Below are 21086 nucleotides of genomic sequence, written 5' to 3' on the forward strand. Positions count from 1 at the left end.
CGCATCGGAGAAGCGACTACATCAGGCCGGGGAAGGCCTCGTAGGTCGTGTCCGCCGGAAGCGGCTCCCAGAACATGACCTCGAACTGCACCTTCGAGCCGTCGGCGGGCAGGCGGTCGACGTACCCCGACTGGGCGCCGATGATGGCGCCTGCGCCGTTGCGCGCCACGACGACGACCTCGACGTACTCCTGATCGGTGTCGAACGTTCCGCTCACGGTGCCGCGGACGGTGGTGTAGTACTCGTCCGTCGTCGGGGTGATGCCCTCGACCGTGAACGTTCCGGTCTCGGATGCCGGCGACGACGTGGCGTCGATCGCCTCGGGGAGCAGGACCGAGAGCTCGGAGATCTCACCGGCGCCGACGTCAAGGAACGAACCCGTGACGGCGGTGGCACCCGACAGGAGGGTGCGGTACGTGCTCGACGTGTCGAGGATGGTGCCCTCGGCATCGAGCGCCTCGACGCTGATCTCGGCGAAATCGAAGATGTAGTCGGCGTTGGGGTTGTCGAGGATGATGACGTACCACCACGTGTCGCCGCCGGCCTCCGAACGGCCGAACGAGGCCTCGACGACCTCGAGGTCCTCGCGAGCGCCTGCGGGCTCGTCGTCGGCGTTGTCAGCCGGCGCGGAGTCGCTGCTCCCGCCGGTGCCGCCGATCTCGTCGACCGTGGCCTGGTCCCAGGCGGCCTGGCCCATCAGGCCGATCGAGACGAACGTCATGACGAGCGAGACGATCCAGCCGACGACCGAGACGATCACGGCCGCGATGCTGAAGCCCTTGCCGCCGTGCTTCTTGCTGATGAGCGCGATGAGGCCGACGATGAAGCCGGCGAGGAGGAGCAGGCCGGAGAACCACGTCACGAACGGGATGAACGCGAGGATCGCGCCGACGCCGGCGAGGACCAGCGCGATGATCGCGAGGGTCTTGGCGCGGCCGTCCGCAGGCGGCGCCATGGTCGGCGCCGCGCCGTAGGCGGGAGCACCATAGGCCGGGGCACCGTAGGCGGGAGCGCCGTACGCCGTCGGCGCACCGGGGTACGCAGCCTCGGCCGGGGCGCCGTACGGCGTGGCCGGCGGGTACGTTGCGTCGGGGACAGGGGCGGCGGGGTAGGTCGCGCCCGCGGCCGGGTACGCGGCCTCCGGTGCCGGTGCAGCGGGGTAGGCGGGCTCGGCGCCTTCGGGCGCCTGGGGAGCCGGCGGCACCTGGGGATCGACGGGCGAATCTTCGGGGGTGCCGGGGGGAGGGGGAGTGGACATGGATCTCCTCTGTCGTCGTGCGTGCGAGCGCCGATCTGCCGCGCGAGATCTCTCGAGCGGTGCGCCGGGCGGGCCCAGGTCGGCGAACTGTTCGCGTGCACCAGCACCCCGCCTCGATCGGTGTGAGCCGACCGGACTGCGGGCGCCGTGTCGACGCGTCCCCCGAGCCGGCGTCATGCCGGCAATGAGAAGTTTATGAGAACCGATCGACATCGCGCGCTCTGTTGCGAGCCGCGACGTCGCAGGGGCGGCCTATTCTGAACCGATGGCCGCCGATCCGACCACGATGAGCGCCCGGGCCCAGCTCGCCGCGGTGGCCGAGGCCGCGGCATCCGCTCCCGAGGACTTCGCGGCGTTCGCCGGTCTCTCCGCCCCCGCCGACTCGCGCGCCGCGGCCGTGCTGATCCTCTTCGGCGTGCTCGACTCGCTGCCGAGCGCGCACGACGCCGGTACCGCGGTCTCGCGGGATCTCGACGTGCTGCTTCTTGCCCGTGCGGCGACGCTGCGGTCGCATCCCGGGCAGGTCGCATTTCCCGGCGGGCGGGTCGATCCCGACGACGAGGGTCCCGTCGCCGCTGCGCTTCGCGAGGCCGAGGAGGAGACCGGCCTCGACCCGTCCGGCGTCGAGGTCCTCGGAACGCTCGAGGAGATCCCGCTCTCGGGTTCGCTGCACCTCGTGACTCCGGTGCTCGCCTGGTGGCGGCATCCGTCTCCCGTCCGTGTGGTCGACGTGGCCGAGTCCGCCGATGTGTTCCGGGCGCCGGTGGCCGACCTGCTCGACCCTGCGAACCGCGGGGTGACGGTCATCCGCCGGGGGAGCAGGGAGTGGCGCGGGCCCGGGTTCGTGGTGCCGCACGCGGGGGGCGAGCACATCGTCTGGGGGTTCACCGGGATGCTGCTCGACGGCCTCTTCGACCGGCTCGGCTGGACGGAGCCGTGGGATGAGAGGCGCGAGCTGCCCTTCGAGCCGTAGCCTCGTCCCGTGACTCCGACCCCGCACCGGCTCACCCTCGACCAGGCTCGGCGCATCATCGTGCGCGCGCAGCTGCTCGACGCGGAGCGCCCGGGCGATGTGGTGGAGGTGGCCGAGCAGCTCGGCTACATCAAGATCGATCCGACGGCGACGATCGCGCCGTGCGAGCAGACGGTGCTGTGGTCTCGGATCGGGTGGTCATACGAGGCCGGTCAGCTGCGCAAGGCCGTCGAGATGGACCGGCTGCTGTTCGAGTTCGACGGCGCCTTCCGGCCGATGAGCCTGCTGCCGCTCATGCTCCCCGCGATGCGCTCGTGGCCGCGCCGCGAGAGCAGCCGGCAGTGGCTCGAGGCGAACGATCGGTTCCGGGTCGATGTGCTCGCCCGGCTCCGAGCCGAGGGGCCTCTTCTGGCCAGCGAGATCCCCGACACCGCTCAGGTCGACCGTGCTCCCGACGGCTGGTCCGGCAAGAACCAGGTGCCGCACATGCTCGACTTCCTCGCCAGACGCGGCGAGGTCGCCATCGTGGGCCGCGAGGGCCGCCACCGTCGCTGGGATCTCGCCGAGCGCGTCTACCCGGCGGATCTGCCGGAGTACGACGAGGCAGAGGCCCGCGGTCTGCTCGAAGATCGGCGACTCCAGGCCGCCGGCATCGCGAAGCAGAAGTCGCCGTGGACCGGGAACGGCACGGCGGGCGAGCCCGCGACCGTCGAATGCAGCAAGTGGACGTTCCGCGTCGATCCGGCCGCGCTGGCGGCGCTCGACGAGGACGACGGTGGTCGTGTCGCGCTCCTCAACCCGTACGACAGCGTCCTGTTCGACCGTCCGCGTCTGGCCGAGGTGTTCGAGTTCGAGTACGTGCTCGAGCAGTTCAAGCCCGCCGCGCAGCGGGTCTACGGATACTTCGCGCACCCGATCCTGCTGGGCGACCGCTTCATCGGGATGCTCGATGCCGAGGTCGACAAGAAGAACGAGGTGCTGCGCGTCAACGCGCTCCACGAGTTCCTGCCGTTCGAGCCCGAGGAGACCGACATGGTGCGCGCCGAGATCACCGACCTCGGCGAATGGCTCGGGATGCCGGTGACCGGCCTCCCGTGAACCGGAACGGCGTCAGGCGCGCGTGCCGGTCCAGCCGAGCGCGGGCGCGACGTGCGTCGCGAACGCCTCGATGACGCGCAGATTGAACTCCACGCCGAGCTGGCTGGGGATCGTGAGCATCAGCGTGTCGGCGGAGGCGATCGCCGCATCGTCCTTCAGCTGCTCGATGAGTTCGTCCGGCTCGGCCGCGTAGGTCTTGCCGAAGGTCGAGCGCATGCCGTCGATGATCCCGATCTGATCGCCGTCCTGCCGTCCACCGAAGTACATGTGATCCTCGGCGGTCATGAGGGGGAAGATCGAGCGGCTCACCGAGACGCGCGGCTCGCCCGCATGCCCGGCCGCTCGCCACGCGGCGCGGAACGCGTCGATCTGCTCCGCCTGCAGGATGTCGAACGGGCGACCGTCTGCCGAGGTCAACAGGGTCGACGACATCAGGTTCACGCCGATCGTGCCCGCCCACTCGGCCGAATCGCGGTTGCCTGCACCCCACCAGATCCGCGAGCGCAGCCCGGGGGAGTGCGGCTCGATCCGTTGCATCCCGGTGCCGCCGCCGAACGGGGACGCGGCATCCCTCTCCGCCAGGCCCTCACCCTCGACGGCCCGGAGGAACAGGTCGAAGTGCTCGCGGGCGAGGTCCGCTCCGCGTGGATCGGCCGATCCGGTGTAGCCGAAGGCCTCGTAGCCGCGGACGACGGTCTCGGGTGAACCGCGGCTCACCCCGAGTGCAAGCCGCCCGCCGGAGATGAGATCGACGGATGCCGCTTCCTCCGCGAGATACAGCGGGTTCTCGTAGCGCATGTCGATGACGCCGGTGCCCACCTCGATGCGCTCGGTCTTCGCGGCGATCGCGGCCAGGAGGGGCATCGGAGAGGACTGCTGGCGGGCGAAGTGGTGCACCCGGAAGTACGCGCCGTCGACGCCGAGGTCGTCCATACCCTGGGCGAGGTCGATCGCCTGCAGCATCGAGTCGCCCGCGGTGAGCTGCCGACCGCCGCCGAGGGGGCCGTAGTGTCCGAAGGAGAGGGTTCCGAAGCGCTGCATGTCGACTGCAACGGTACGCCCGCGGCATCCATTCCGGTGAATAGATGGATTCGTCCGCCGTGTCCGTCCTGCATGCCACACTCGCTGCATGACCGCGATCGACATCAGGCCGGCGACGCCCGCGGACACCGCGCGCATCGCCGAGGTGTGGGAGGGAGCGTGGCGCGACGGCCATGTCGGGCACATTCCCGACGAACTGCTGGTCCATCGGCGGTCCGAGTCGTTCATCTCGCGCAGCGCCGCGATGATCGACCGCACCCGGGTGGCCGTGGTCGCCGGCACGATCGTAGGCTTCGTCACGCTCAAGGTCGACGAGATCGAGCAGCTGATGGTGGATGCCGCGGCGCGCGGCACCGGCGTGGCTCCCGCGCTGCTGAGCGACGGGGCGCGTCGCCTTCTCGCGGCCGGGCACGAGCAGCCCTGGCTCGCAGTCGTCACCGGCAACGCGCGGGCGAGGCACTTCTACGAGAGGGAGGGCTGGCGGGATGCCGGTCACCTCGACTACCAGGCGCCTGTCGAGGGCGGCACCGTCACGGTGTCGTGCCGGCGCTACGAACTGATCCTCGCGGGCTGATCCACTCGGCGTCCGATTACAAGGGCCTGACCCGTCGCCTCCCGTCGTGCCTACGATGGGCAGAGGCGAGCCGGAAGGAGCCGAGGCGATGGTCCAGGTGCGAGTGGCAGGCGTGGCGCTCGACGCGTCGGGCCAGCACGTCGTCCTGCTCAAGCCCATCGACGAGATCCCGGGCGACGGGCAGGTCCTGCCGATCTGGATCGGCCAGCTCGAAGCGACCTCGATCCTGGTCGCGATCGAGCGGGCGCCCGTTCCCCGCCCGCTCGCGCACGACCTCATGCGGTCCCTCCTCGGTGCGCTCGAGGGCGAGGTGACGAGGGTCGAGGTCACCCGCATCGATGACGGCACCTTCTACGCCGAGATCACGCTGGTCACGGCATCCGGGGTCAAAGTCGTCGATGCGCGTCCGTCGGATGCCGTCGCCCTGGCCTCGCGCGTCGGGGCGGGCATCTGGGTCGCCGACGCGGTCATCGCCGAGGCGGGTGTGCCCGACGTGCTCACCGAGGTGGACGCGGCGGAGCGGCTGGACGAGTTCAAGCGCTTCCTCGACGACGTGGAACCCGAGGACTTCGAAGCCTGAGAGCTCGTACTACATCCGGGCGTAGCGGGCCCTGGCCAGGCAGAACAGCCCGTAGATGATCAGGCCTGCGCCGACGATCCAGAGGATCACCGTTCCGAACGGAAGCTCGGCGAGGGCATGCAGGGCGTCGTCCAGTCCGCCGGCGGACTCGGCGTCGTGGGTCACCGAGGCGGCCACGAAGAGGACGCCCGTCACGGCGACGGCGATGCCCTTCGCGACGTAGCCGACGACTCCGAAGGCGACGATGCCGCGTCCGGCGTTGCCGGCGGGGAGGTCGAGGTGCTTCTCGAAGCCCTTGGTGAAACCCCGGATGATGAACGCGATCCCGATCGCGGCCACGATCACGCCGATCGCTGCGAGGAGGAAGACTCCGCCGGGCGTCGCCAGCAGCTGAGCGCTGAGCGTGGAGTCGGAGCCGGAGCGTGCGCGGAGGACGGTCGCGATCGCGGTGCCGGCCAGGGCGAGATACGCCAGCGCGGTGCCGAGATACTTCACGCGGTAGCCCCACTTCCGCTTCGCGTCGGCATCCTGCTCGAGGATGGCCTCAGCGATCTGCCAGGCCGCCAGCGCGATGAGTCCGGCGGCGATGACCCAGAGCAGCACCACGCCGAGCGGTGTCTGCCGGATCTGCTCCATGGCGGCGTCCTGATCGGCGTCGCCGGCTGCGCCCCCCGAGATCGAGATGGCGATGGCGCCGATGACGCCGTGCACCACCCCGAGCACGACGAAGCCGATTCGTGCGAGCGTGCGGAAGACGGTCGAGCGCTGTGCCGTTCGGGCGGCGGTGCGGGGTGTGGTCACACCCGAAGCGTAGCCACGCGATGCCTCGACCATGCGGCCCTTGACTTTTCGGCCGCGGTCGGCGGAGTGCGGGAATAGTTCCGTTCGGGTGCGGTTGATACCCAGGGGGGGTATTATTTTCTCGACCGAAGGAGAATCCCATGACCATGCGATCCGCGGCGATCGTCGCGCTCGGACTTGCCGTCACCCTCGCAATCACGAGCTGCGCGGGTTCGCCCGACACGGCCGGCGACATGTCGGGAATGGACCACGGTTCCACGTCCGCGACGGCGAACGACGCCGACGTCATGTTCGCCGCGATGATGATCGACCATCACGCACAAGCCGTGGAGATGTCCGACCTCGTCCTCGAGAAGGAGGACGTCGATCCTCGCGTGACCGAACTCGCCGAGCAGATCAAGGCGGCCCAGCAGCCGGAGATCGAACTGCTGCAGGGCTGGCTCGAGGACTGGAATGCCGAGCCCGACGGCATGGCGGGCATGGGCCACGGCGACGGAATGATGACCGAAGGCGACATGAAGGCGTTGGAGGAGGCATCCGGAACGGACGCCTCCCGCCTCTTCCTCGAGCAGATGATCGAGCATCACGAGGGAGCGGTCGATATGGCTCAGACGGAGGTCGACAACGGCAGGGATGCCGACGCCATCGCGCTCGCCGAAGAGATCATCGAGGCACAGACCGCCGAGATCGAAGCGATGCGGTCGCTGCTGCAGGAGGGATGACGATGGAACACGAACATGCTTCCCACCACGGGCACGAAGCTCATCATGCTCACGGACACGGCCAGGCCGCGGCATCCCCTGGCAATCTGAATCGGATGGCGGCCAGCGCCACCCTGCATTGCCTGACCGGGTGCGCGACCGGCGAGATCCTGGGCCTGATCATCGGGACGGCCGTCGGGCTCTCGACCGGATGGACCATCGCGCTCGCGGTCACGCTCGCCTTCGTCTTCGGCTACACCCTCTCGACGCTGCCGCTCCTACGATCCGGGCTTGCCGTCGGGGCGGCGCTGAGCGTCGTTCTGGCGGCGGACACCCTGTCGATCGCCGTCATGGAGATCGTCGACAACGCCGTGATGGCGATGGTCCCCGGAGCAATGGAGGCCGGACTCGTCAACGTCGTCTTCTGGATCGGGATGATGATCGCGCTGACGGTCGCATTCTTCGCCGCGTACCCCGTGAATCGCGCCCTCCTCAAGCGAGGAAAGGGCCACGCGCTGATCCACGGCCATCACGGCACTGCAGAGCCGACGGGTGCGCGCCGGTACATCCCGAACCTCTCGTCGGGACTGCTCGTCGGCGTCATCGTCAGCTTCATGCTCGGCGGTCTGCTCGTCGCGACGGCAGCCACGCTCGAAGGAACCGCAGCCGGCTCGCACAGCAGCGTCGAGCAGAGTCCTTGAAAGCGGACCGCAGCCGATGCGCTCAGCCCGGTGCCACGACCGGCTCGGGCGCGGCGACCGGGAACAGCAGGCGAACCGCTGCGAGTCCGAGCGCCGCGCCGACGAGCTGGGCGCCGATGAACGGCAGGGCGGAAGCGGGCGAGATCCCGGCGAACGTGTCGGTGAACATGCGCCCGATCGTGATCGCGGGATTGGCGAAGCTCGTGGACGAGGTGAAGAAGTAGGCCGCGCCGATGTAGGCCCCGACGGCCGGGGCGGCCAGGTGCGAGCGGCCGGTGCGGACGAGCGCGAAGATCACCAGGATGAGGCCGGCGGTGGCCACGGCCTCGGACAGCAGCAGCGGCCATGCCGATCGGTCGGTCGTGCTCCAGGCGACGGCGGGGGCGGTGAACATCACGTTCGCGAGGATCGCCCCGGCGATGCATCCGAGGACCTGCACCGGCAGGTAGATCGCCGCGGTCGACCATTTCCGGCGGTGCAGCAGGATGTCGGCGACGGTGACCACCGGGTTGAAGTGCGCGCCCGAGACCGTGGCGAATACCAGGATCAGGACCGTGAGCCCGAGAGCGGTGGCGAACGCGTTCTCGAACAGCTGCAGCCCGACGTCGTCCGGCGAGAGGTTCTGTGCCGCTATCCCGGATCCGACGACGACCGCAGCGAGTCCTGCGCTCCCGAGGAATTCTCCGACGGCAGCGCGTGCGGTGTGCGTCACGAGGCGACGAGGAGCTGCGAGACCCGGTCCAGCGCCCCGGGGACGAGTGCGAAGTAGGCCCAGGTTCCGCGCTTGGTACGGGTGAGGAACCCAGCGGTCGTGAGGATCTTGAGGTGATGGGAGACGGTCGGCTGACTGAGGCCGACCGGTTCGATGAGATCGCACACGCAGGCCTCGGAGTTCTCCGACGCCGCGACGATGGACAGCAGGCGCAACCGGGTCGGGTCCGCAAGGGCCTTCATCGTGGTGGCGAGCTGGTCGGCCTCGGCGGCGGTCAGCGGCTCACGCACGAGCGGTGCGCAGCACGCGCCGGCGGACACATCGGTGACGTCGGTCACATCGAGCATCGTGGTCATATATCGAGACTAGTCGATATTGACAGCCGTCGATACTCCGAGCAGAATCATGAATCGAAGTTCATCGATATCTGCTGGAGGACACTGTGACCCTGCTCGACCTCACCCCTCGCGTCGTCGACACCGACCGCGTGTCGACGCTTCCTGTCGCGATCATCGGCGCCGGACCCATCGGGCTTGCGGCCGCCGCGAATCTCGTCGAGCGCCGCATCGACTTCGTCGTCTTCGAGGCCGGCGACGACGTTGCGGCGAGCGTGCGGGCGTGGGGGCACACCCGGCTGTTCTCGCCGTGGAAGCACCTGGTCGATCCGGCATCGCGCCGCCTTCTCGAGCAGCGCGGCTGGGCGCTGCCCGAGCCCGAGCGTGCGCCTACCGGCGCCGAGCTCGTCGAGAGGTACATCGCTCCGCTCGCCGAGGTCGAGACGATCGCCTCGCGTATCCGGCTCGGTGTCGAGGTCGTGGGGGTCTCGCGCGAGGGCATGGACCGCACGCGGACGCGCTCGCGAGCAGCGACACCGTTCGCAGTCCGCACCCGGACGCGCGACGGAGTGGTCGAGGACGTCCCGGCTCGCGCCGTGATCGACGCCTCGGGCACCTATCTCTCGCCCAACCCGCTGTCCTCGAGCGGACTGGAACTGCTCGGCATGTCGGAGATCGCCGACGCGGTCACGCCGGCACTGCCCGACGTGCTCGGCCGCGATCGCGCGCAGTTCGCCGGTCGGCACACCACCGTGGTCGGTGCGGGCCACTCCGCCGCCAATACGCTGCTCGCTCTGGCCGAGCTGGCCCGCCAGGAGCCCGGCACCGCAGTCTCGTGGCTCATCCGCAACGCCCAGGCCGTCCGCGTATCCTCGTCCGAAGACGACGAGCTCGCCGACCGCGCGAGACTGGGCAGCCGGGTGGACCAGGCCGTCGCCGACGGTCGGATCGACGTCGTGGACGGCTTCGAGATCATCCGCGGCCGCCGGGCCGCTGAGGGCGTGGAACTGGTCGGTCAGCGCCGCGGCGAGGTCGTCGCGCACCGGACGGACGTCGTGGTCAATGCCACCGGATTCCGGCCGAACCTCGAGATCCTGCGCGAGATGCGGCTCGAACTCGACGAGATCGTGGAAGCGCCCAAACGCCTCGCACCCCTCATCGACCCCAATGTGCACTCCTGCGGCACCGTGGAACCCCACGGCTTCCGAGAGCTCACGCATCCCGAGCAGGGATTCTTCATCGTCGGCATGAAGTCCTACGGCCGGGCGCCGACCTTCCTGCTGGCGACCGGGTACGAGCAGGTGCGCTCGGTCACTGCGTGGCTGGCGGGCGACACCGCGTCCGCCGCCAATGTCGAGCTGGTGCTGCCGGCGACGGGGGTCTGCTCCACCGATCTCGGTGGCGGGGGTGGCGGCTGCTGCTCCTGACTCACCGGCTGCATGCCCACATAGACTCAGATCTATGTCTCAGTCGGACCTGGGTGGTCTCACCACCATTGCCGACCCCACGCGTGCGCGCATTCTGCGACTGATCCGTGAATCGGACGGCGGACGCGCTCTCGTCGGAGGACTCGCCGAAGCGCTCGACCTGCGCCAGCCGACGGTGAGCCATCACATGAAGGCGCTGCACGACGACGGAGTCGTCATGCGTGAGCGCGAGGGGCGGCGTGTCTGGTACTCCATCTCTCCGGAACACGCCGGCCGCGTCGACGCACTGCTGGGCGGCTCGCGCCGCCCGGTGGTCGAGCCCGACCTGGAGCGGATCACCGAGGACCTCGCGGTGCGGTTCCGCGGAGTCTTCGGGTCCGAGACCGTGCAGGCCACCGTCCGGGACAGCTATGGCCTTCTCTCGCGCGGATCCACGTCCCCGCTGCTGGCAAGCCGGACCGCCGCGTTCGCCGCAACCCGGCTGGATGCGTTGAGCAGAGCGCATGGGCGCGCGACGACGAAGCCGACGATCTTGTTCGTGTGCGTACAGAACGCGGGCAGGTCGCAGATGGCCGCGGCGATCCTCCGGCAGCTCGCGGGCGACGACGTGATCGTCCGGACCGCCGGTTCCGCACCCGCCGATGACGTGCGCCTCACGGTCATCGCGGCGCTCGACGAGATCGGCGTACCGCTGGGCGGGGAGTTCCCCAAGCCGCTCACCAACGAGGCTGTGCGTGCTGCTGACGTGGTCGTCACCATGGGCTGCGGCGACGCCTGCCCGATCTACCCGGGCCGCCGGTATCTGGACTGGGACCTCGAGGATCCGGTCGGACGGCCCTTGGCAGACGTGCGCGCGATCCGGGACGACATCGATGCTCGGGTTCGCGCTCTGCTCGCCGAACTGGTGCCGCAGAGTTCACCATCCGTTCCTCAAAACCAATAGATATTCATCTATGCTTTGTCGAAAGAGAGAGCGAGACCCCGATGTCCGAAAAGCCCACCGTCCTGTTCGTCTGCGTCCACAACGCGGGCCGCTCCCAGATGGCAGCCGGCTATCTCCGTGCTCTGGGCGGCGATGACGTCGAGGTGCTCTCAGCGGGGTCCGCGCCGAAGGAGTCGATCAACCCGGTTGCGGTGGAGGCCATGGCTGAGGAGGGCATCGACATCAGCGACAACACCCCCAAGGTGCTCACGGTCGAGGCGGTTCGTGAATCCGATGTCGTCATCACGATGGGCTGCGGCGACGCGTGCCCCATCTTCCCCGGCAAGCGCTACGAGGACTGGGAGCTGGACGACCCGGCAGGTCAGGGCATCGAGAGCGTCCGCCCGATCCGTGATGAGATCCGGTCCCGCATCGAAGCACTGCTCGCCGAGCTGCTGCCCGCCCGTGGTGTCGCGTGAGCAGTCGGCGAGGTCAAGAGGCGCTCCTCAGTCCCGATTCGGTACTTCATCGTGCCTCGGAACGGCTTGCGCATCAGTTCATCGGCATGGTGAGCGAAGAGACAGTCGACCGAGTGGTGTTCGAGTCCTACACGGCCCTCGGTCGCACCGCGAGCGTCCATACCCACCTGGCGAGCCTGGCGGAGAAGTTCGCGAGGGACCGACTGACAGCTCTCGCGCAGTCGAGGGGACTGATCGTCAAGAACGTCCCCGAGGTTCTGTTCGTCTGCGTCCAGAACTCCGGACGGTCTCAAATGGCCGCCGCGCTCACGCGCCAGCTCGCCGGAGACCGTGTTCACGTGCGCTCAGCAGGATCGCAGCCGGGAGAGCGGATTCTCCCCGATGTGGCTTTCGTGCTGAGCGAGATCGGGCTCGACGTCACGGATGAGTTCCCCAAACCGCTCACCGACGATGTGGTGCGCGCAGCCGACGCCGTGGTGACCATGGGATGTGGCGACGCGTGCCCGCTGTACCCCGGTAAGCGATACCTGGACTGGCAGCTGGAGGACCCTTCGGAGTTGGATCTCGACGGAGTCCGACGCGTCCGAGACGACATCCGCATCCGCGTCGAGCAGCTCGTATCGGAGCTTGCTCCGAGCTGATCGCGGAGCGTTCCAACACGGCGAGGATGCATGGGACAACGCTGACAACACCACCGTGCTGAGGGCTGGCGACACCATCCTCGTGGTAGGCAAGACGCCCGATGCCGAAGGGTTCGCGCAGCTGCTCTGATCCTCAGCTTGCGACCCGCTCAGTCGTGCTCGTGCAGGTGGTCGCGGTGCTTCTCGGCTTGGCGGTTGCGGGTCTGGACATCGATCGGTCCGGTCACGGTGAGCTCGTCCTCCCAGCACTCCACGCCGGTCACGTCGGGAAGGAGGGCGCGGGTGAAGACCGGGTCTCTGCCGGCGCGACGCTGCGCGGTGTAGTCCTTGAGCAGACGGAACGCGATACCGGAGAGCAGACCGATGGCGATGAGGTTGGTGAGGGCCATGAGCCCCATCACTCCGTCGGCGAAGTTCCAGACCAAGTCGGCGCCGGCCACCGATCCGGTCAGCACGGCGACGACGACGAGGATCCGATAGCCGGTGAGCACTGCCGGCCGGGTGGTGATGAACTCGATGTTTGATTCGCCGTAGTAGTAGTTCCCGAGGATGGAGGAGAACGCCAGCATGAAGATGATGACGCTGAGGGCGATGTTCGACCACTCGCCGAGGGTCCCCACGAGCGCGTCCTGAGTGAGGCCGATCCCGCGTTCCGCGCCGGCGAGGTCTGGCACTGAAACGAGGATGATGAAGGCCGTGATCGAGCAGACGAGGAACGTGTCGAAGTAGACCCCGAGTGTCTGCACGAGACCTTGCTTGACCGGGTGGGTGACGGCGGCACTGGCGCCGGCGTTGGGGGCCGATCCGAGGCCGGCCTCGTTGGAGAACATCCCTCGCTTGACCCCGGTGAGCACGATGTACCCGAGTGCCGCGCCGACCACCTCATTGAACCCGAACGCCTGGGTGAAGATCTCCACGAAGACGGGGCCGATGCGGTCGACGTGGAGTGCGACGACGATCAGGCCGAGCAGGAGATATGCGAGGGCCATGATCGGCACCAGGAACTGCGTCACCGAGGCGATCCATCCGGCGCACCCCGCCGAATACGACGAGGCCCGTCAGCGCTGCGATGCCCACGCCGATGCCCCAGGGGAGCCATGGCATGTCGCCGCCGACGCTCGAGGTGACGGTCGCCGAGATGGTGTTGGCCTGCAGGGAGCTGAAGGCGAACGGGAAGCAGATGATCAGGATGATCGCGAACCACACGCCGAGCCCGCGCGACTTGAGTCCGCTCTGCATGTAATACGCCGGCCCGCCGCGGAAGCTGTCCTTGTCACGAACCTTGAACAGCTGCGCGAGCGAGGACTCGATGAAGCTGGAGGCCCCGCCGATGAACGCCATGACCCACATCCAGAAGACGGCGCCCGGACCGCCGACGGCGATCGCTGTGCCGACCCCGGCGATGTTGCCGACGCCGACTCGTGAAGCGGCGGAGATGGTGAAGGCCTGGAACGCGGACACCGACTGCGGCTCCCCGGCATCGTTCCTCGGCGTCTTATCGGTCAGCGTGCGGAACATCTCCGGGATGAGGCGGAACTGCACCACGCCGGAGCGGATCGTGAAATAGAGGCCCAGGAGAACGACGACCGGAAGTACCAGCCACGTCCAGAGATTGTCGCCCCACGTCAGCAGCCACTCGTTCACAGCATCCATGTGGGGCAGTATGGCCAAGGGGGGCCGCTGCGCAAAGGGCGGCGTATCTTTCTGGCACCGGGCTGCAGGTCGATCGGTGACGTCGGAAGTGGCGGAGGATAGGGACTCGAACTCTCATCTTGTAGGGTGCGAATGGCCGCTTTTGCCGCGTAATTCCGCGTTTCCGGTATGCCGAATTGGTGGCACGGCTTTGAGCGCGCTTGCGCTTGGCATTCAGCGTCCGCGTGTCGTGTCGATCGCTTCTGGGAATCACCCTGTGGCTTAGCGCGGTCGATGCGGTGGGCGCCCGAGGAACCCCGCCGATCCCACGTCTCCGGTCGCCCCGCGGGAAGCCGGTCATCATCCTCAAGGGGTGAGGCGCCAAGAGTGCCACGGCGCTACGTTGCGGACGCGCACTTCCATCGAAGGACAAGGAGTGATCATGAATCCTGATCGCCACGCCCGCACCATGCTGCCTATTCCGGATGTGCAGGCACCCGGTCTCACGACCTTCGACGCGAAGGATCCGGCCACGGCGTATCCACCGATCACTCCGCTCCTGCCCCCGAATGGCGCTCCGAATGTCCTGATCGTGCTGCTGGACGATGTGGGGTTCGGTGCATCCAGTGCGTTCGGAGGCCCTTGCAATACGCCGAACGCCGAACGGCTCGCAGCCGGGGGTCTCAAGTACAACCGCTTTCACACCACGGCGCTGTGCGCACCGACCCGGCAGGCGATGCTGACCGGCCGCAACCATCACTCGGTCGGGATGGGCAGCATCACCGAGACCGCGACGTCGGCACCCGGCAACAGCTCGCTGCGGCCGAACACCAAGGCGCCGCTCGCCCTGACGCTGAAGCTCAACGGCTACTCGACGGCGCAGTTCGGCAAGTGCCACGAGGTGCCGGTCTGGCAGTCGTCACCGATGGGCCCGTTCGACGCGTGGCCGTCGGGCGGCGGCGGCTTCGAGACGTTCTACGGCTTCATCGGCGGCGAGAACAACCAGTACGAGCCCGCGCTGTACGACGGGACGACTCCCGTGGAGCCGCCCGCGACCGCCGAGGAGGGCTACCACCTCACCGAGGACCTCGCCGATCGGGCGGTGAGCTGGATCCGCACCCAGAAGGCGCTGATGCCCGAGAAGCCGTTCTTCGTGTACTTCGCGCCCGGGGCCACGCACGCGCCGCACCACGTGCCGAAGGAGTGGGCCGACAAGTACAAGGGGCAGTTCGCCGACGGCTGGGACGCGCAGCGCGAGAAGACGTTCGCGCGACAGAAGGAGCTCGGGGTGATCCCCCCCGAGACGGAGCTGACGCCTCGGCACGACGTGATCCCCGCCTGGGACGACATGCCGGACGAGCTCAAGCCAGTACTGGAGCGCCAGATGGAGGTGTACGCGGGCTTCCTCGAGCACACCGATCACCATGTCGGGCGCGTGCTCGACGCGATCGAGGACCTCGGGGTCCTCGAGAACACGCTGATCTACTACATCGTCGGCGACAACGGCGCGTCCGCTGAGGGCACTCTCAACGGGGCCTTCAACGAGATGGCCAACTTCAACGGCATGGCCGCCCTCGAGACGCCCGAGTTCCTGGCTTCGAAGCTGAACGAGCTCGGATCGCCGAGCTCGTACAACCACTACGCGGTCGGCTGGGCGTGGGCGATGAACGCGCCGTTCCAGTGGACGAAGCAGGTGGCCTCGCACTGGGGAGGCACCCGCAACGGGACCATCGTGCACTGGCCGGCGGGGATCGCCGAGAAGGGCGGCCTGCGCAGTCAGTTCTCACACGTCATCGATGTCGCGCCGACGATCCTCGAGGCGGCGGGTCTGCCTCAGCCGACGATGGTGAACGGCGTGCAGCAGGCGCCGATCGAGGGCACGAGCATGCTGTACACGTTCGAGCAGCCGGACGCGCAGGAGCGCCACGACCTGCAGTACTTCGAGATGTTCGGCAACCGCGGCGTGTACTTCCAGGGGATGAGCGCGGTGACCAAGCACCGTACGCCCTGGCAGATGGTGGGCGGCACGGTGCCCGCGTTGGACGACGACGTGTGGGAGCTCTACGACGGCACCTCCGACTACAGCCAGGCGCGAGATCTGGCCGCCGAGAATCCGGAGAAGCTCCACGAGCTGCAGCGGCTCTGGCTGATCGAGGCCGTGAAGTACAACGTCCTGCCTATCGACGATCGCACGGGAGAGCGCCTCAATCCTGAACTGGCTGGTCGGCCGACGCTGATCCACGGCGACTCTCAGCTGCTGTTCGGCGGCATGGGGCGCCTGTCAGAGAGCAGCGTCGTCAGCATCAAGAACAAGTCCTTCTCGGTGACGGCCGAGATCGATGTGCCGGCCAAGGGCGCGGAAGGCGTGATCATCGCTCAGGGCGGCCGGTTCGGCGGCTGGAGCCTCTACTTCACCGGCGGCAAGGCGAAGTTCGTCTACAACGTCTTGGGCATCCATTCCTTCGCGACCACCGCCGATGCCGTCATCACCCCGGGAAAGCACCAGGTGCGCATGGAGTTCGCGTATGACGGTGGGGGGCTCGCCAAGGGCGGCGGCGTCACCTTGTTCTACGACGGGAATGCTGTCGGCACGGGCAGGGTGGAAGCGACCCAGCCGATGGTGTTCTCGGCCGATGAGACCACCGACGTAGGCTTCGAGTCGGGCACGTCCGTGAGCCCCGACTACACCCTCGGGAGCAGCCGGTTCACCGGCAAGATCCAGTGGGTCCAGATCGACACCGGCAAGGATGACCACGACCACCTGATCGACGACGATGAACGTTTGCGCATCGCGATGGCGAGGCAGTAGACGGGTAGGCGGACGGTTCGATGAGCGCGTCTCCACCGGCGTCCGACGGCATGGTGCGGATCGACGGCGGGTCCTTCCGGATGGGGTCCAGTGAGTTCTATTCGGACGAGACACCCGTCCATGACCGAGCCGTCGCGCCCTTCCTCATCGACCGCTACGAGGTGACGAACGAGCAGTACACACGATTCGTCGAGGAAACGGGGTACGTCACCGTTGCCGAGCGCGAGCTCGACCCCGCGGACTTCCCCGGTGCCGACCCGGCCGCACTCGTTCCCGGCGCCATGGTGTTCACACCGACGGCGGGACCGGTCGATCTGCGCGAGTGGCGCAACTGGTGGCGCTGGGAGCCTGGCGCGTATTGGCGGCAGCCGTTCGGACCGGATTCGTCGATCGACGAGCGGATGCGGCATCCCGTCGTCCAGATCGCCTTCGAGGATGCCACGGCTTACGCCGAGTGGGCGGGCAAGCGGCTCCCGACCGAGGCTGAGCACGAATACGCCGCCCGCGGCGGTATCGAGGGTGCGCGCTTCGCCTGGGGCGACGAGCCTTATCCAGACGGGCGCCCTCTGGCGAACTCGTGGCTGGGTCGATTCCCCTACGAGAACAAGGGAGTGGGGGATGCCGCACCCGTCGGCTCCTATCCGCCGAACGGGTACGGGCTCTACGACATGACCGGCAACGTGTGGGAGTGGACCAGCGACTTCTACACGCCCCGGCACCTGCGGCTCTCCGACAAGCCCGTCGATGCCGGCAGGCGACAGAACCTCCTCGCCACCGCAAGTGCGGAGGAAGGCTTCTCCACACCCCGACGGGTGCTCAAGGGCGGGTCGCACCTGTGCTCGCCGGACTACTGTCTGCGGTTCCGGCCGGCCGCGCGGTCTCCGCAGGCTGAGGACACCGCGATGTCCCACATCGGGTTCCGCTGCGCCCGCGACATCTGACGTATGCCCTCCTGCTGTGCCAGTAGGTGTGTCACGCGACTTCGACGGACGGGAGATCCCTTGAACCAGTGGGATCTGATTGGCGGAGGATAGGGGACTCCGTCGCTTCGCTTCTCCTCGAATCGCGCTGCCCGATTATGCAAGTGAGCGCCGCCCCTTCGGGACGGCGCTCACTCACATGGCGGAGGATAGGGGATTCGAACTCTCATTTTCTGGGGTCCAAATGGCCCCTTTTGCCGCGTAATTCCGCTGTTTTCGGTGTGCCGAATTTCTGACACACCAGCATCCCCATGCACATAGAAACACGGCGTGTCGCGATTAACTGTGCCAGTAGATGTGTCACGCGGCGCCAACGATGAGCCAGGTGTGCGTCGCTGGCTCTGTTCCACGAAGGACGCGTCGCACTCGTGAGAACGGTCGCGGCTGAATTCGGGATTCGAACGACTGCGGCCAGCGAGAGCGGCGACCCGCCCACAACCAGTTGACCGGTGATCGGCGGCTACGGAGTCATGCGAACTGGCGCGCAATACTCGACGAGCTGCACGCCCAGCTCCGTGAGTGCGAACTCTCTTGAGTCGTCCTGAAGGGGCACGAAGTCCGGACCGAAACCGGCCCGCATGACGCCCGACAGGTAGAGGTCGTTGAGTTGTCTGCCGATGATCTCGAGTGAAGACGGACCGGCTACGCCGAGCACCTTCTGGTAAACGTCGCGAAGAGAGAACGTCTCGCCTAGTTCCGGGTGCAGGAGTGCGTACCCCCGGGGGTCACGGACGAGCTCCAACACCTCAACCTGCTCGGGTTCGAGCTGAACGAGAAGTTTCATCAACGTGCGTTCCAGTACCGGTGGGCGTTGAGTCCATGACCCGCTGTGCGCTACCCCAGCCTCCAGTTGCGTCAGTTTGGTGGCGTCTGTGGTCTCCTGTGCTGCGCGAGTTGCCCGCACAAGCGATTGATAGAACTGCCCGTCTCCGACGACGTCCTCGACGGGCATGTTCACGAGATGGGCGAGTGCGTCGACGACCTCTGCCATGCGCGCGAGCCACGCCTTCATCTCCCGGTCGCTCACCGCCTGAACTGCCGACTGAAATGACGTGGACAAGGCCGAGCCGATCAGCGGCACCACCCCTAGGGCGACCGATGCGCCCGCGGTTACAAGTGCATCCGCCGTTGAGTCGCGGGGGAGCGTGACCCGCAGCTCACGAATGGGTGTGTCATCAACGGGAGACTGACCGGGCATGCCCCAATCCTCCATCACATGACTCGTTCGGGCACGTGTTCGATTCGTGCTCGGCTAAGGATTGACAGCCGCCCTCGGATGCGCCCGCCGTCGCGTGCGAGGCACTCGGGGCGTCGCTCGTCCAGGGCAGACGCTCGCTGAGAACATGACATTGTGCATAGTGATCGCGATACCCCCTGGGCGACGACGTCCTCACCGACGCGCGACCTACGCGTGCTGGTCGACCGAGATACGGTTGAAGCCGAGAGCCATGGGCTGCTGGACATGCTGCTGGCACGCGAGCGAGTGGAAGTCATTCAGTTCAGCGATAACGGCCCACCGTCGGACTCGGCGATGCTCGACACGGACAGCTTCGGGTCGTCCGCACTGGGTTGGGTGACACTCGGCCCGGCCACCGATTCTCCGGGTGACCCCTTCGCCGGACGCTCGCTTAGTGTTGCGAGCGGCGAAACCTTGAACATGCAGACGCTGCTCGACTACTCAGTGGAATCGCTCGGGCTCACGACTGCTGACTTCCCTGGGGGATCACTCTCGCCGGAGGACCGTGCGCTTTATTCGACTGCGCAAGAAGTCAGCGCGGACGTGCTGATATCTGCAAGAACGAGCCTGGCAGCGTCGGCACTCGGGAATGGCGTCCTTCCCATCAGAACCCCGGCCGCGTCGGTGCCGCTCGTCGCCCTCTATCTGAGGTCAGCCGGCGACCTGATAAGGGCGATCAGCCCGAGACTGACAGAAATGAGTCAACCAGCTTCAACGTTTTTCCAGTCGACCGTCAATACTTACTGCCCATCGCTCACTCTGCTTGCACAGCATTCCGCGCAGCTGACCCAGCCCGACCGATCCGCTCTCCTCAACGGGGCGCAACGGAAGCTAGCAAGCGCTCTTGCTCGCCGTGACAACGTGTGGCGTCTCGTCCTGCAGCACCCGACCGTCGCTGAGCTGAATGAACTGGCCGATGATGTCGATGTAGCGCTCGTGCAAATGACTAGCGCCCTTGACGCCACTGCTCGTTACCTCGACGCGGTGCTCGGTCTCCGTACACATAGGACGAAGATCGGCTTCCAGCGCCCAGATTGGAGGGATCGACTTTCCGATCAGTTGGGCTTCCATTTCAGTGACGAGCAAGTGCTGGCCACGCGGGCGGTCACAGGATTGCGCAACTTCGTGCACGCCGGGGGCAAGCGAACGGTTCCGATCGACACTGGCGCTCATCAATGGAAACGCACAACCACCTACTTGGTCCACGACTGGGAGGATCCAGACTTGAGCGGTGGCATGCAAGACCCCGCGGAAGCATTGCAGGCCCTCGCTTCGGGCATCTTCGGCACGCCAGCCAACGACATCTTCCGAACCGAGGCGATACCCGGCATCTTTATTGCACCCGGGCCCGCTCTCGACAGTCTCTCGGGAGCGACCATGCACCTCCTAGAGTGTGTGCTCGCCGCCTATGCAGCATCAATTCCTGTTGTAGCGATGCCAGAAGCACCGGCGCTGCGAGTGCGTCCGGAGATTCGTCGCCACCAGACGCTGCAGATGATGGGGATCCCGGGCTTCGGCGGGTCCGCATATCTTGCGTAGCTGCACCCGGACTCTCAACCAGTCGGCCGCTCTCGTACTTCGCGAGGCGTGCAACCGATCAGGGCGCTCCTAACGGCGAAAACTTGGCGCCGGCGTTGACCCGCCGAAGCTGGCGTCGAACCTTCCCTATCAGCTCGAGTCTTCGGCGTTCAACCGCTTCATCAGCGCTTGCCGGCTCAACTTCGTGCGCGAGCTCAACGCCGTCCAACTGTGACCGCCGCGACGGAGCATCTGCACGAGGGCGTCGCGCTCTCGAAGCAGCCCGGACTCTTCGCGGTGGAGCTTTTCGAGATCTCGCGACAGAGCGCTGAGGCGGTCCAGCGCTGCGCGATCGGATCCCCACTTTCGGGTCAGCCGGCGCTCGAATGCCGCCTTCGCTTCAACTTCGAGTCGTTCCTCTTCCGCTCGCTTCACCGCCTCGATCTCACGGGTCTGAGCGAGCTCACGCTTGGCATTTCGGCGTCCCCGAGCCATGTAACCAGGTTGTCACGCGAGGCCAGTCCTAACAAGGGATCGGAGCAACACTCTGAAGAGTGCCTGCGTGCATTGCTGTCTCTTCTCGTGGTCAACTTCGCGCGTCCGCTCTCCGGCACCAGTCCATCTAGATCGGTTGGCGATAGCGCGGCGACCGATCGAGTCCGTACTT

The 21086-nt window shown here is 67.2% G+C and carries 22 protein-coding genes; 13 read left to right on the forward strand and 9 right to left on the reverse strand.

What is annotated here, in order from left to right:
* Positions 1 to 16: 16 nt before the first annotated feature.
* Positions 17 to 1258, reverse strand: coding sequence for an FxLYD domain-containing protein (locus ASD56_RS12350; protein ID WP_055966153.1), 1242 nt, complete (start codon positions 1256 to 1258; stop codon positions 17 to 19).
* Between the two features lie 265 nt (positions 1259 to 1523).
* Between ASD56_RS12350 and ASD56_RS12355 the strand changes: the two genes are divergently transcribed.
* Together ASD56_RS12355 and ASD56_RS12360 are read left to right on the forward strand one after the other, a co-directional pair.
* Complete coding sequence (locus tag ASD56_RS12355) at positions 1524 to 2231, forward strand: NUDIX hydrolase (protein WP_055966154.1); 708 nt, start codon at positions 1524 to 1526, stop codon at positions 2229 to 2231.
* A gap of 9 nt (positions 2232 to 2240) precedes the next feature.
* Entirely contained in the window at positions 2241 to 3329 is a 1089-nt protein-coding gene (locus ASD56_RS12360; RefSeq protein WP_055966156.1) for a DNA glycosylase AlkZ-like family protein, read from the forward strand.
* Between the two features lie 12 nt (positions 3330 to 3341).
* Here ASD56_RS12360 and ASD56_RS12365 read toward each other — a convergent pair whose 3' ends face one another.
* Positions 3342 to 4370 (reverse strand): LLM class flavin-dependent oxidoreductase, encoded by a 1029-nt coding sequence (locus ASD56_RS12365; RefSeq protein WP_055966157.1) that lies wholly within the window; start codon positions 4368 to 4370, stop codon positions 3342 to 3344.
* Between the two features lie 88 nt (positions 4371 to 4458).
* Between ASD56_RS12365 and ASD56_RS12370 the strand changes: the two genes are divergently transcribed.
* Together ASD56_RS12370 and ASD56_RS12375 are read left to right on the forward strand one after the other, a co-directional pair.
* Entirely contained in the window at positions 4459 to 4944 is a 486-nt protein-coding gene (locus tag ASD56_RS12370; protein ID WP_055966158.1) for a GNAT family N-acetyltransferase, read from the forward strand.
* Positions 4945 to 5032: 88 nt separating this feature from the next.
* Positions 5033 to 5524: a bifunctional nuclease family protein gene (locus ASD56_RS12375; RefSeq protein ID WP_055966160.1), complete on the forward strand. Its 492-nt coding sequence runs from the start codon at positions 5033 to 5035 to the stop codon at positions 5522 to 5524.
* 9 nt (positions 5525 to 5533) lie between these two features.
* Here ASD56_RS12375 and ASD56_RS12380 read toward each other — a convergent pair whose 3' ends face one another.
* Positions 5534 to 6325, reverse strand: coding sequence for a DUF1206 domain-containing protein (locus tag ASD56_RS12380; protein ID WP_055967136.1), 792 nt, complete (start codon positions 6323 to 6325; stop codon positions 5534 to 5536).
* Between the two features lie 140 nt (positions 6326 to 6465).
* On the opposite strand from ASD56_RS12380, the gene ASD56_RS12385 reads away from it, so the two are divergent.
* Entirely contained in the window at positions 6466 to 7047 is a 582-nt protein-coding gene (locus ASD56_RS12385) for a DUF305 domain-containing protein (protein ID WP_055966162.1), read from the forward strand.
* 95 nt (positions 7048 to 7142) lie between these two features.
* Positions 7143 to 7727, forward strand: a complete 585-nt coding sequence (locus ASD56_RS12390) for a DUF4396 domain-containing protein (protein WP_055966164.1) — start codon at positions 7143 to 7145, stop codon at positions 7725 to 7727.
* A 22-nt stretch (positions 7728 to 7749) separates the two neighbouring features.
* On the opposite strand, the gene ASD56_RS12395 is transcribed toward ASD56_RS12390, so the two are convergent.
* Both ASD56_RS12395 and ASD56_RS12400 read right to left on the reverse strand, forming a co-directional pair.
* Positions 7750 to 8439 carry an aquaporin gene (locus ASD56_RS12395; RefSeq protein ID WP_055966166.1) on the reverse strand — a complete coding sequence of 230 codons (690 nt, stop codon included), beginning with the start codon at positions 8437 to 8439 and terminating at the stop codon, positions 7750 to 7752.
* Entirely contained in the window at positions 8436 to 8795 is a 360-nt protein-coding gene (locus ASD56_RS12400) for an ArsR/SmtB family transcription factor (RefSeq protein WP_055966168.1), read from the reverse strand. The genes ASD56_RS12395 and ASD56_RS12400 overlap by 4 nt, the downstream gene beginning before the upstream one ends.
* An 86-nt stretch (positions 8796 to 8881) precedes the next feature.
* Between ASD56_RS12400 and ASD56_RS12405 the strand changes: the two genes are divergently transcribed.
* Genes ASD56_RS12405 through ASD56_RS12420 form a run of 4 tightly spaced genes read left to right on the forward strand, consistent with a single transcriptional unit; the run spans position 8882 to position 12243 of the window.
* On the forward strand, positions 8882 to 10201 hold the full coding sequence (locus ASD56_RS12405) for an NAD(P)-binding domain-containing protein (protein ID WP_055966170.1): 1320 nt from the start codon (positions 8882 to 8884) through the stop codon (positions 10199 to 10201).
* 34 nt (positions 10202 to 10235) lie between these two features.
* A complete protein-coding gene (locus ASD56_RS12410) occupies positions 10236 to 11144 on the forward strand; it encodes a metalloregulator ArsR/SmtB family transcription factor (protein WP_082541459.1) in 909 nt (302 codons plus the stop codon).
* Positions 11145 to 11185: 41 nt separating this feature from the next.
* On the forward strand, positions 11186 to 11602 hold the full coding sequence (locus ASD56_RS12415; RefSeq protein ID WP_055966172.1) for an arsenate reductase ArsC: 417 nt from the start codon (positions 11186 to 11188) through the stop codon (positions 11600 to 11602).
* Positions 11599 to 12243 (forward strand): arsenate reductase ArsC, encoded by a 645-nt coding sequence (locus tag ASD56_RS12420; RefSeq protein WP_055966174.1) that lies wholly within the window; start codon positions 11599 to 11601, stop codon positions 12241 to 12243. The genes ASD56_RS12415 and ASD56_RS12420 overlap by 4 nt, the downstream gene beginning before the upstream one ends.
* Before the next feature lie 149 nt (positions 12244 to 12392).
* On the opposite strand, the gene ASD56_RS16590 is transcribed toward ASD56_RS12420, so the two are convergent.
* Positions 12393 to 13232 (reverse strand): alanine:cation symporter family protein, encoded by an 840-nt coding sequence (locus ASD56_RS16590; protein WP_327043700.1) that lies wholly within the window; start codon positions 13230 to 13232, stop codon positions 12393 to 12395.
* Positions 13126 to 13896 (reverse strand): alanine:cation symporter family protein, encoded by a 771-nt coding sequence (locus ASD56_RS16595; protein WP_327043682.1) that lies wholly within the window; start codon positions 13894 to 13896, stop codon positions 13126 to 13128. The genes ASD56_RS16590 and ASD56_RS16595 overlap by 107 nt, the downstream gene beginning before the upstream one ends.
* Positions 13897 to 14317: 421 nt before the next feature.
* Between ASD56_RS16595 and ASD56_RS12430 the strand changes: the two genes are divergently transcribed.
* Positions 14318 to 16684, forward strand: a complete 2367-nt coding sequence (locus ASD56_RS12430; protein WP_055967142.1) for an arylsulfatase — start codon at positions 14318 to 14320, stop codon at positions 16682 to 16684.
* A gap of 50 nt (positions 16685 to 16734) precedes the next feature.
* Positions 16735 to 17625, forward strand: coding sequence for a formylglycine-generating enzyme family protein (locus ASD56_RS12435; protein WP_082541461.1), 891 nt, complete (start codon positions 16735 to 16737; stop codon positions 17623 to 17625).
* 499 nt (positions 17626 to 18124) lie between these two features.
* Here the strand turns inward: ASD56_RS12435 and ASD56_RS12440 are convergent, their stop codons facing one another.
* The gene (locus ASD56_RS12440; protein WP_157536076.1) at positions 18125 to 18862 is read right to left on the reverse strand and encodes a hypothetical protein; all 738 of its coding nucleotides are present in this window, start codon (positions 18860 to 18862) and stop codon (positions 18125 to 18127) included.
* 213 nt (positions 18863 to 19075) lie between these two features.
* Between ASD56_RS12440 and ASD56_RS16230 the strand changes: the two genes are divergently transcribed.
* Entirely contained in the window at positions 19076 to 20440 is a 1365-nt protein-coding gene (locus ASD56_RS16230) for a hypothetical protein (protein ID WP_157536079.1), read from the forward strand.
* 129 nt (positions 20441 to 20569) lie between these two features.
* On the opposite strand, the gene ASD56_RS12445 is transcribed toward ASD56_RS16230, so the two are convergent.
* On the reverse strand, positions 20570 to 20914 hold the full coding sequence (locus ASD56_RS12445) for a hypothetical protein (RefSeq protein WP_055966180.1): 345 nt from the start codon (positions 20912 to 20914) through the stop codon (positions 20570 to 20572).
* Positions 20915 to 21086: the final 172 nt, after the last annotated feature.

Source organism: Microbacterium sp. Root166, assembly GCF_001427145.1.
In the GTDB taxonomy this organism is placed as follows: Bacteria; Actinomycetota; Actinomycetes; order Actinomycetales; family Microbacteriaceae; genus Microbacterium.

Coding starts and splice junctions, on each gene's coding strand:
- ASD56_RS12430 (WP_055967142.1), top strand. CDS start 14,318: ATGAATCCTGATCGCCACGCCCGCACCATGCTGCCTATTCCGGATGTG.
- ASD56_RS16590 (WP_327043700.1), bottom strand. CDS start 13,232: ATGGCCCTCGCATATCTCCTGCTCGGCCTGATCGTCGTCGCACTCCAC.
- ASD56_RS12440 (WP_157536076.1), bottom strand. CDS start 18,862: ATGCCCGGTCAGTCTCCCGTTGATGACACACCCATTCGTGAGCTGCGG.
- ASD56_RS12370 (WP_055966158.1), top strand. CDS start 4,459: ATGACCGCGATCGACATCAGGCCGGCGACGCCCGCGGACACCGCGCGC.
- ASD56_RS16595 (WP_327043682.1), bottom strand. CDS start 13,896: ATGGATGCTGTGAACGAGTGGCTGCTGACGTGGGGCGACAATCTCTGG.
- ASD56_RS12365 (WP_055966157.1), bottom strand. CDS start 4,370: ATGCAGCGCTTCGGAACCCTCTCCTTCGGACACTACGGCCCCCTCGGC.
- ASD56_RS12410 (WP_082541459.1), top strand. CDS start 10,236: ATGTCTCAGTCGGACCTGGGTGGTCTCACCACCATTGCCGACCCCACG.
- ASD56_RS12385 (WP_055966162.1), top strand. CDS start 6,466: ATGACCATGCGATCCGCGGCGATCGTCGCGCTCGGACTTGCCGTCACC.
- ASD56_RS12435 (WP_082541461.1), top strand. CDS start 16,735: ATGGTGCGGATCGACGGCGGGTCCTTCCGGATGGGGTCCAGTGAGTTC.
- ASD56_RS12415 (WP_055966172.1), top strand. CDS start 11,186: ATGTCCGAAAAGCCCACCGTCCTGTTCGTCTGCGTCCACAACGCGGGC.
- ASD56_RS12445 (WP_055966180.1), bottom strand. CDS start 20,914: ATGGCTCGGGGACGCCGAAATGCCAAGCGTGAGCTCGCTCAGACCCGT.
- ASD56_RS12355 (WP_055966154.1), top strand. CDS start 1,524: ATGGCCGCCGATCCGACCACGATGAGCGCCCGGGCCCAGCTCGCCGCG.
- ASD56_RS12400 (WP_055966168.1), bottom strand. CDS start 8,795: ATGACCACGATGCTCGATGTGACCGACGTCACCGATGTGTCCGCCGGC.
- ASD56_RS12390 (WP_055966164.1), top strand. CDS start 7,143: ATGGCGGCCAGCGCCACCCTGCATTGCCTGACCGGGTGCGCGACCGGC.
- ASD56_RS12375 (WP_055966160.1), top strand. CDS start 5,033: ATGGTCCAGGTGCGAGTGGCAGGCGTGGCGCTCGACGCGTCGGGCCAG.
- ASD56_RS12350 (WP_055966153.1), bottom strand. CDS start 1,258: ATGTCCACTCCCCCTCCCCCCGGCACCCCCGAAGATTCGCCCGTCGAT.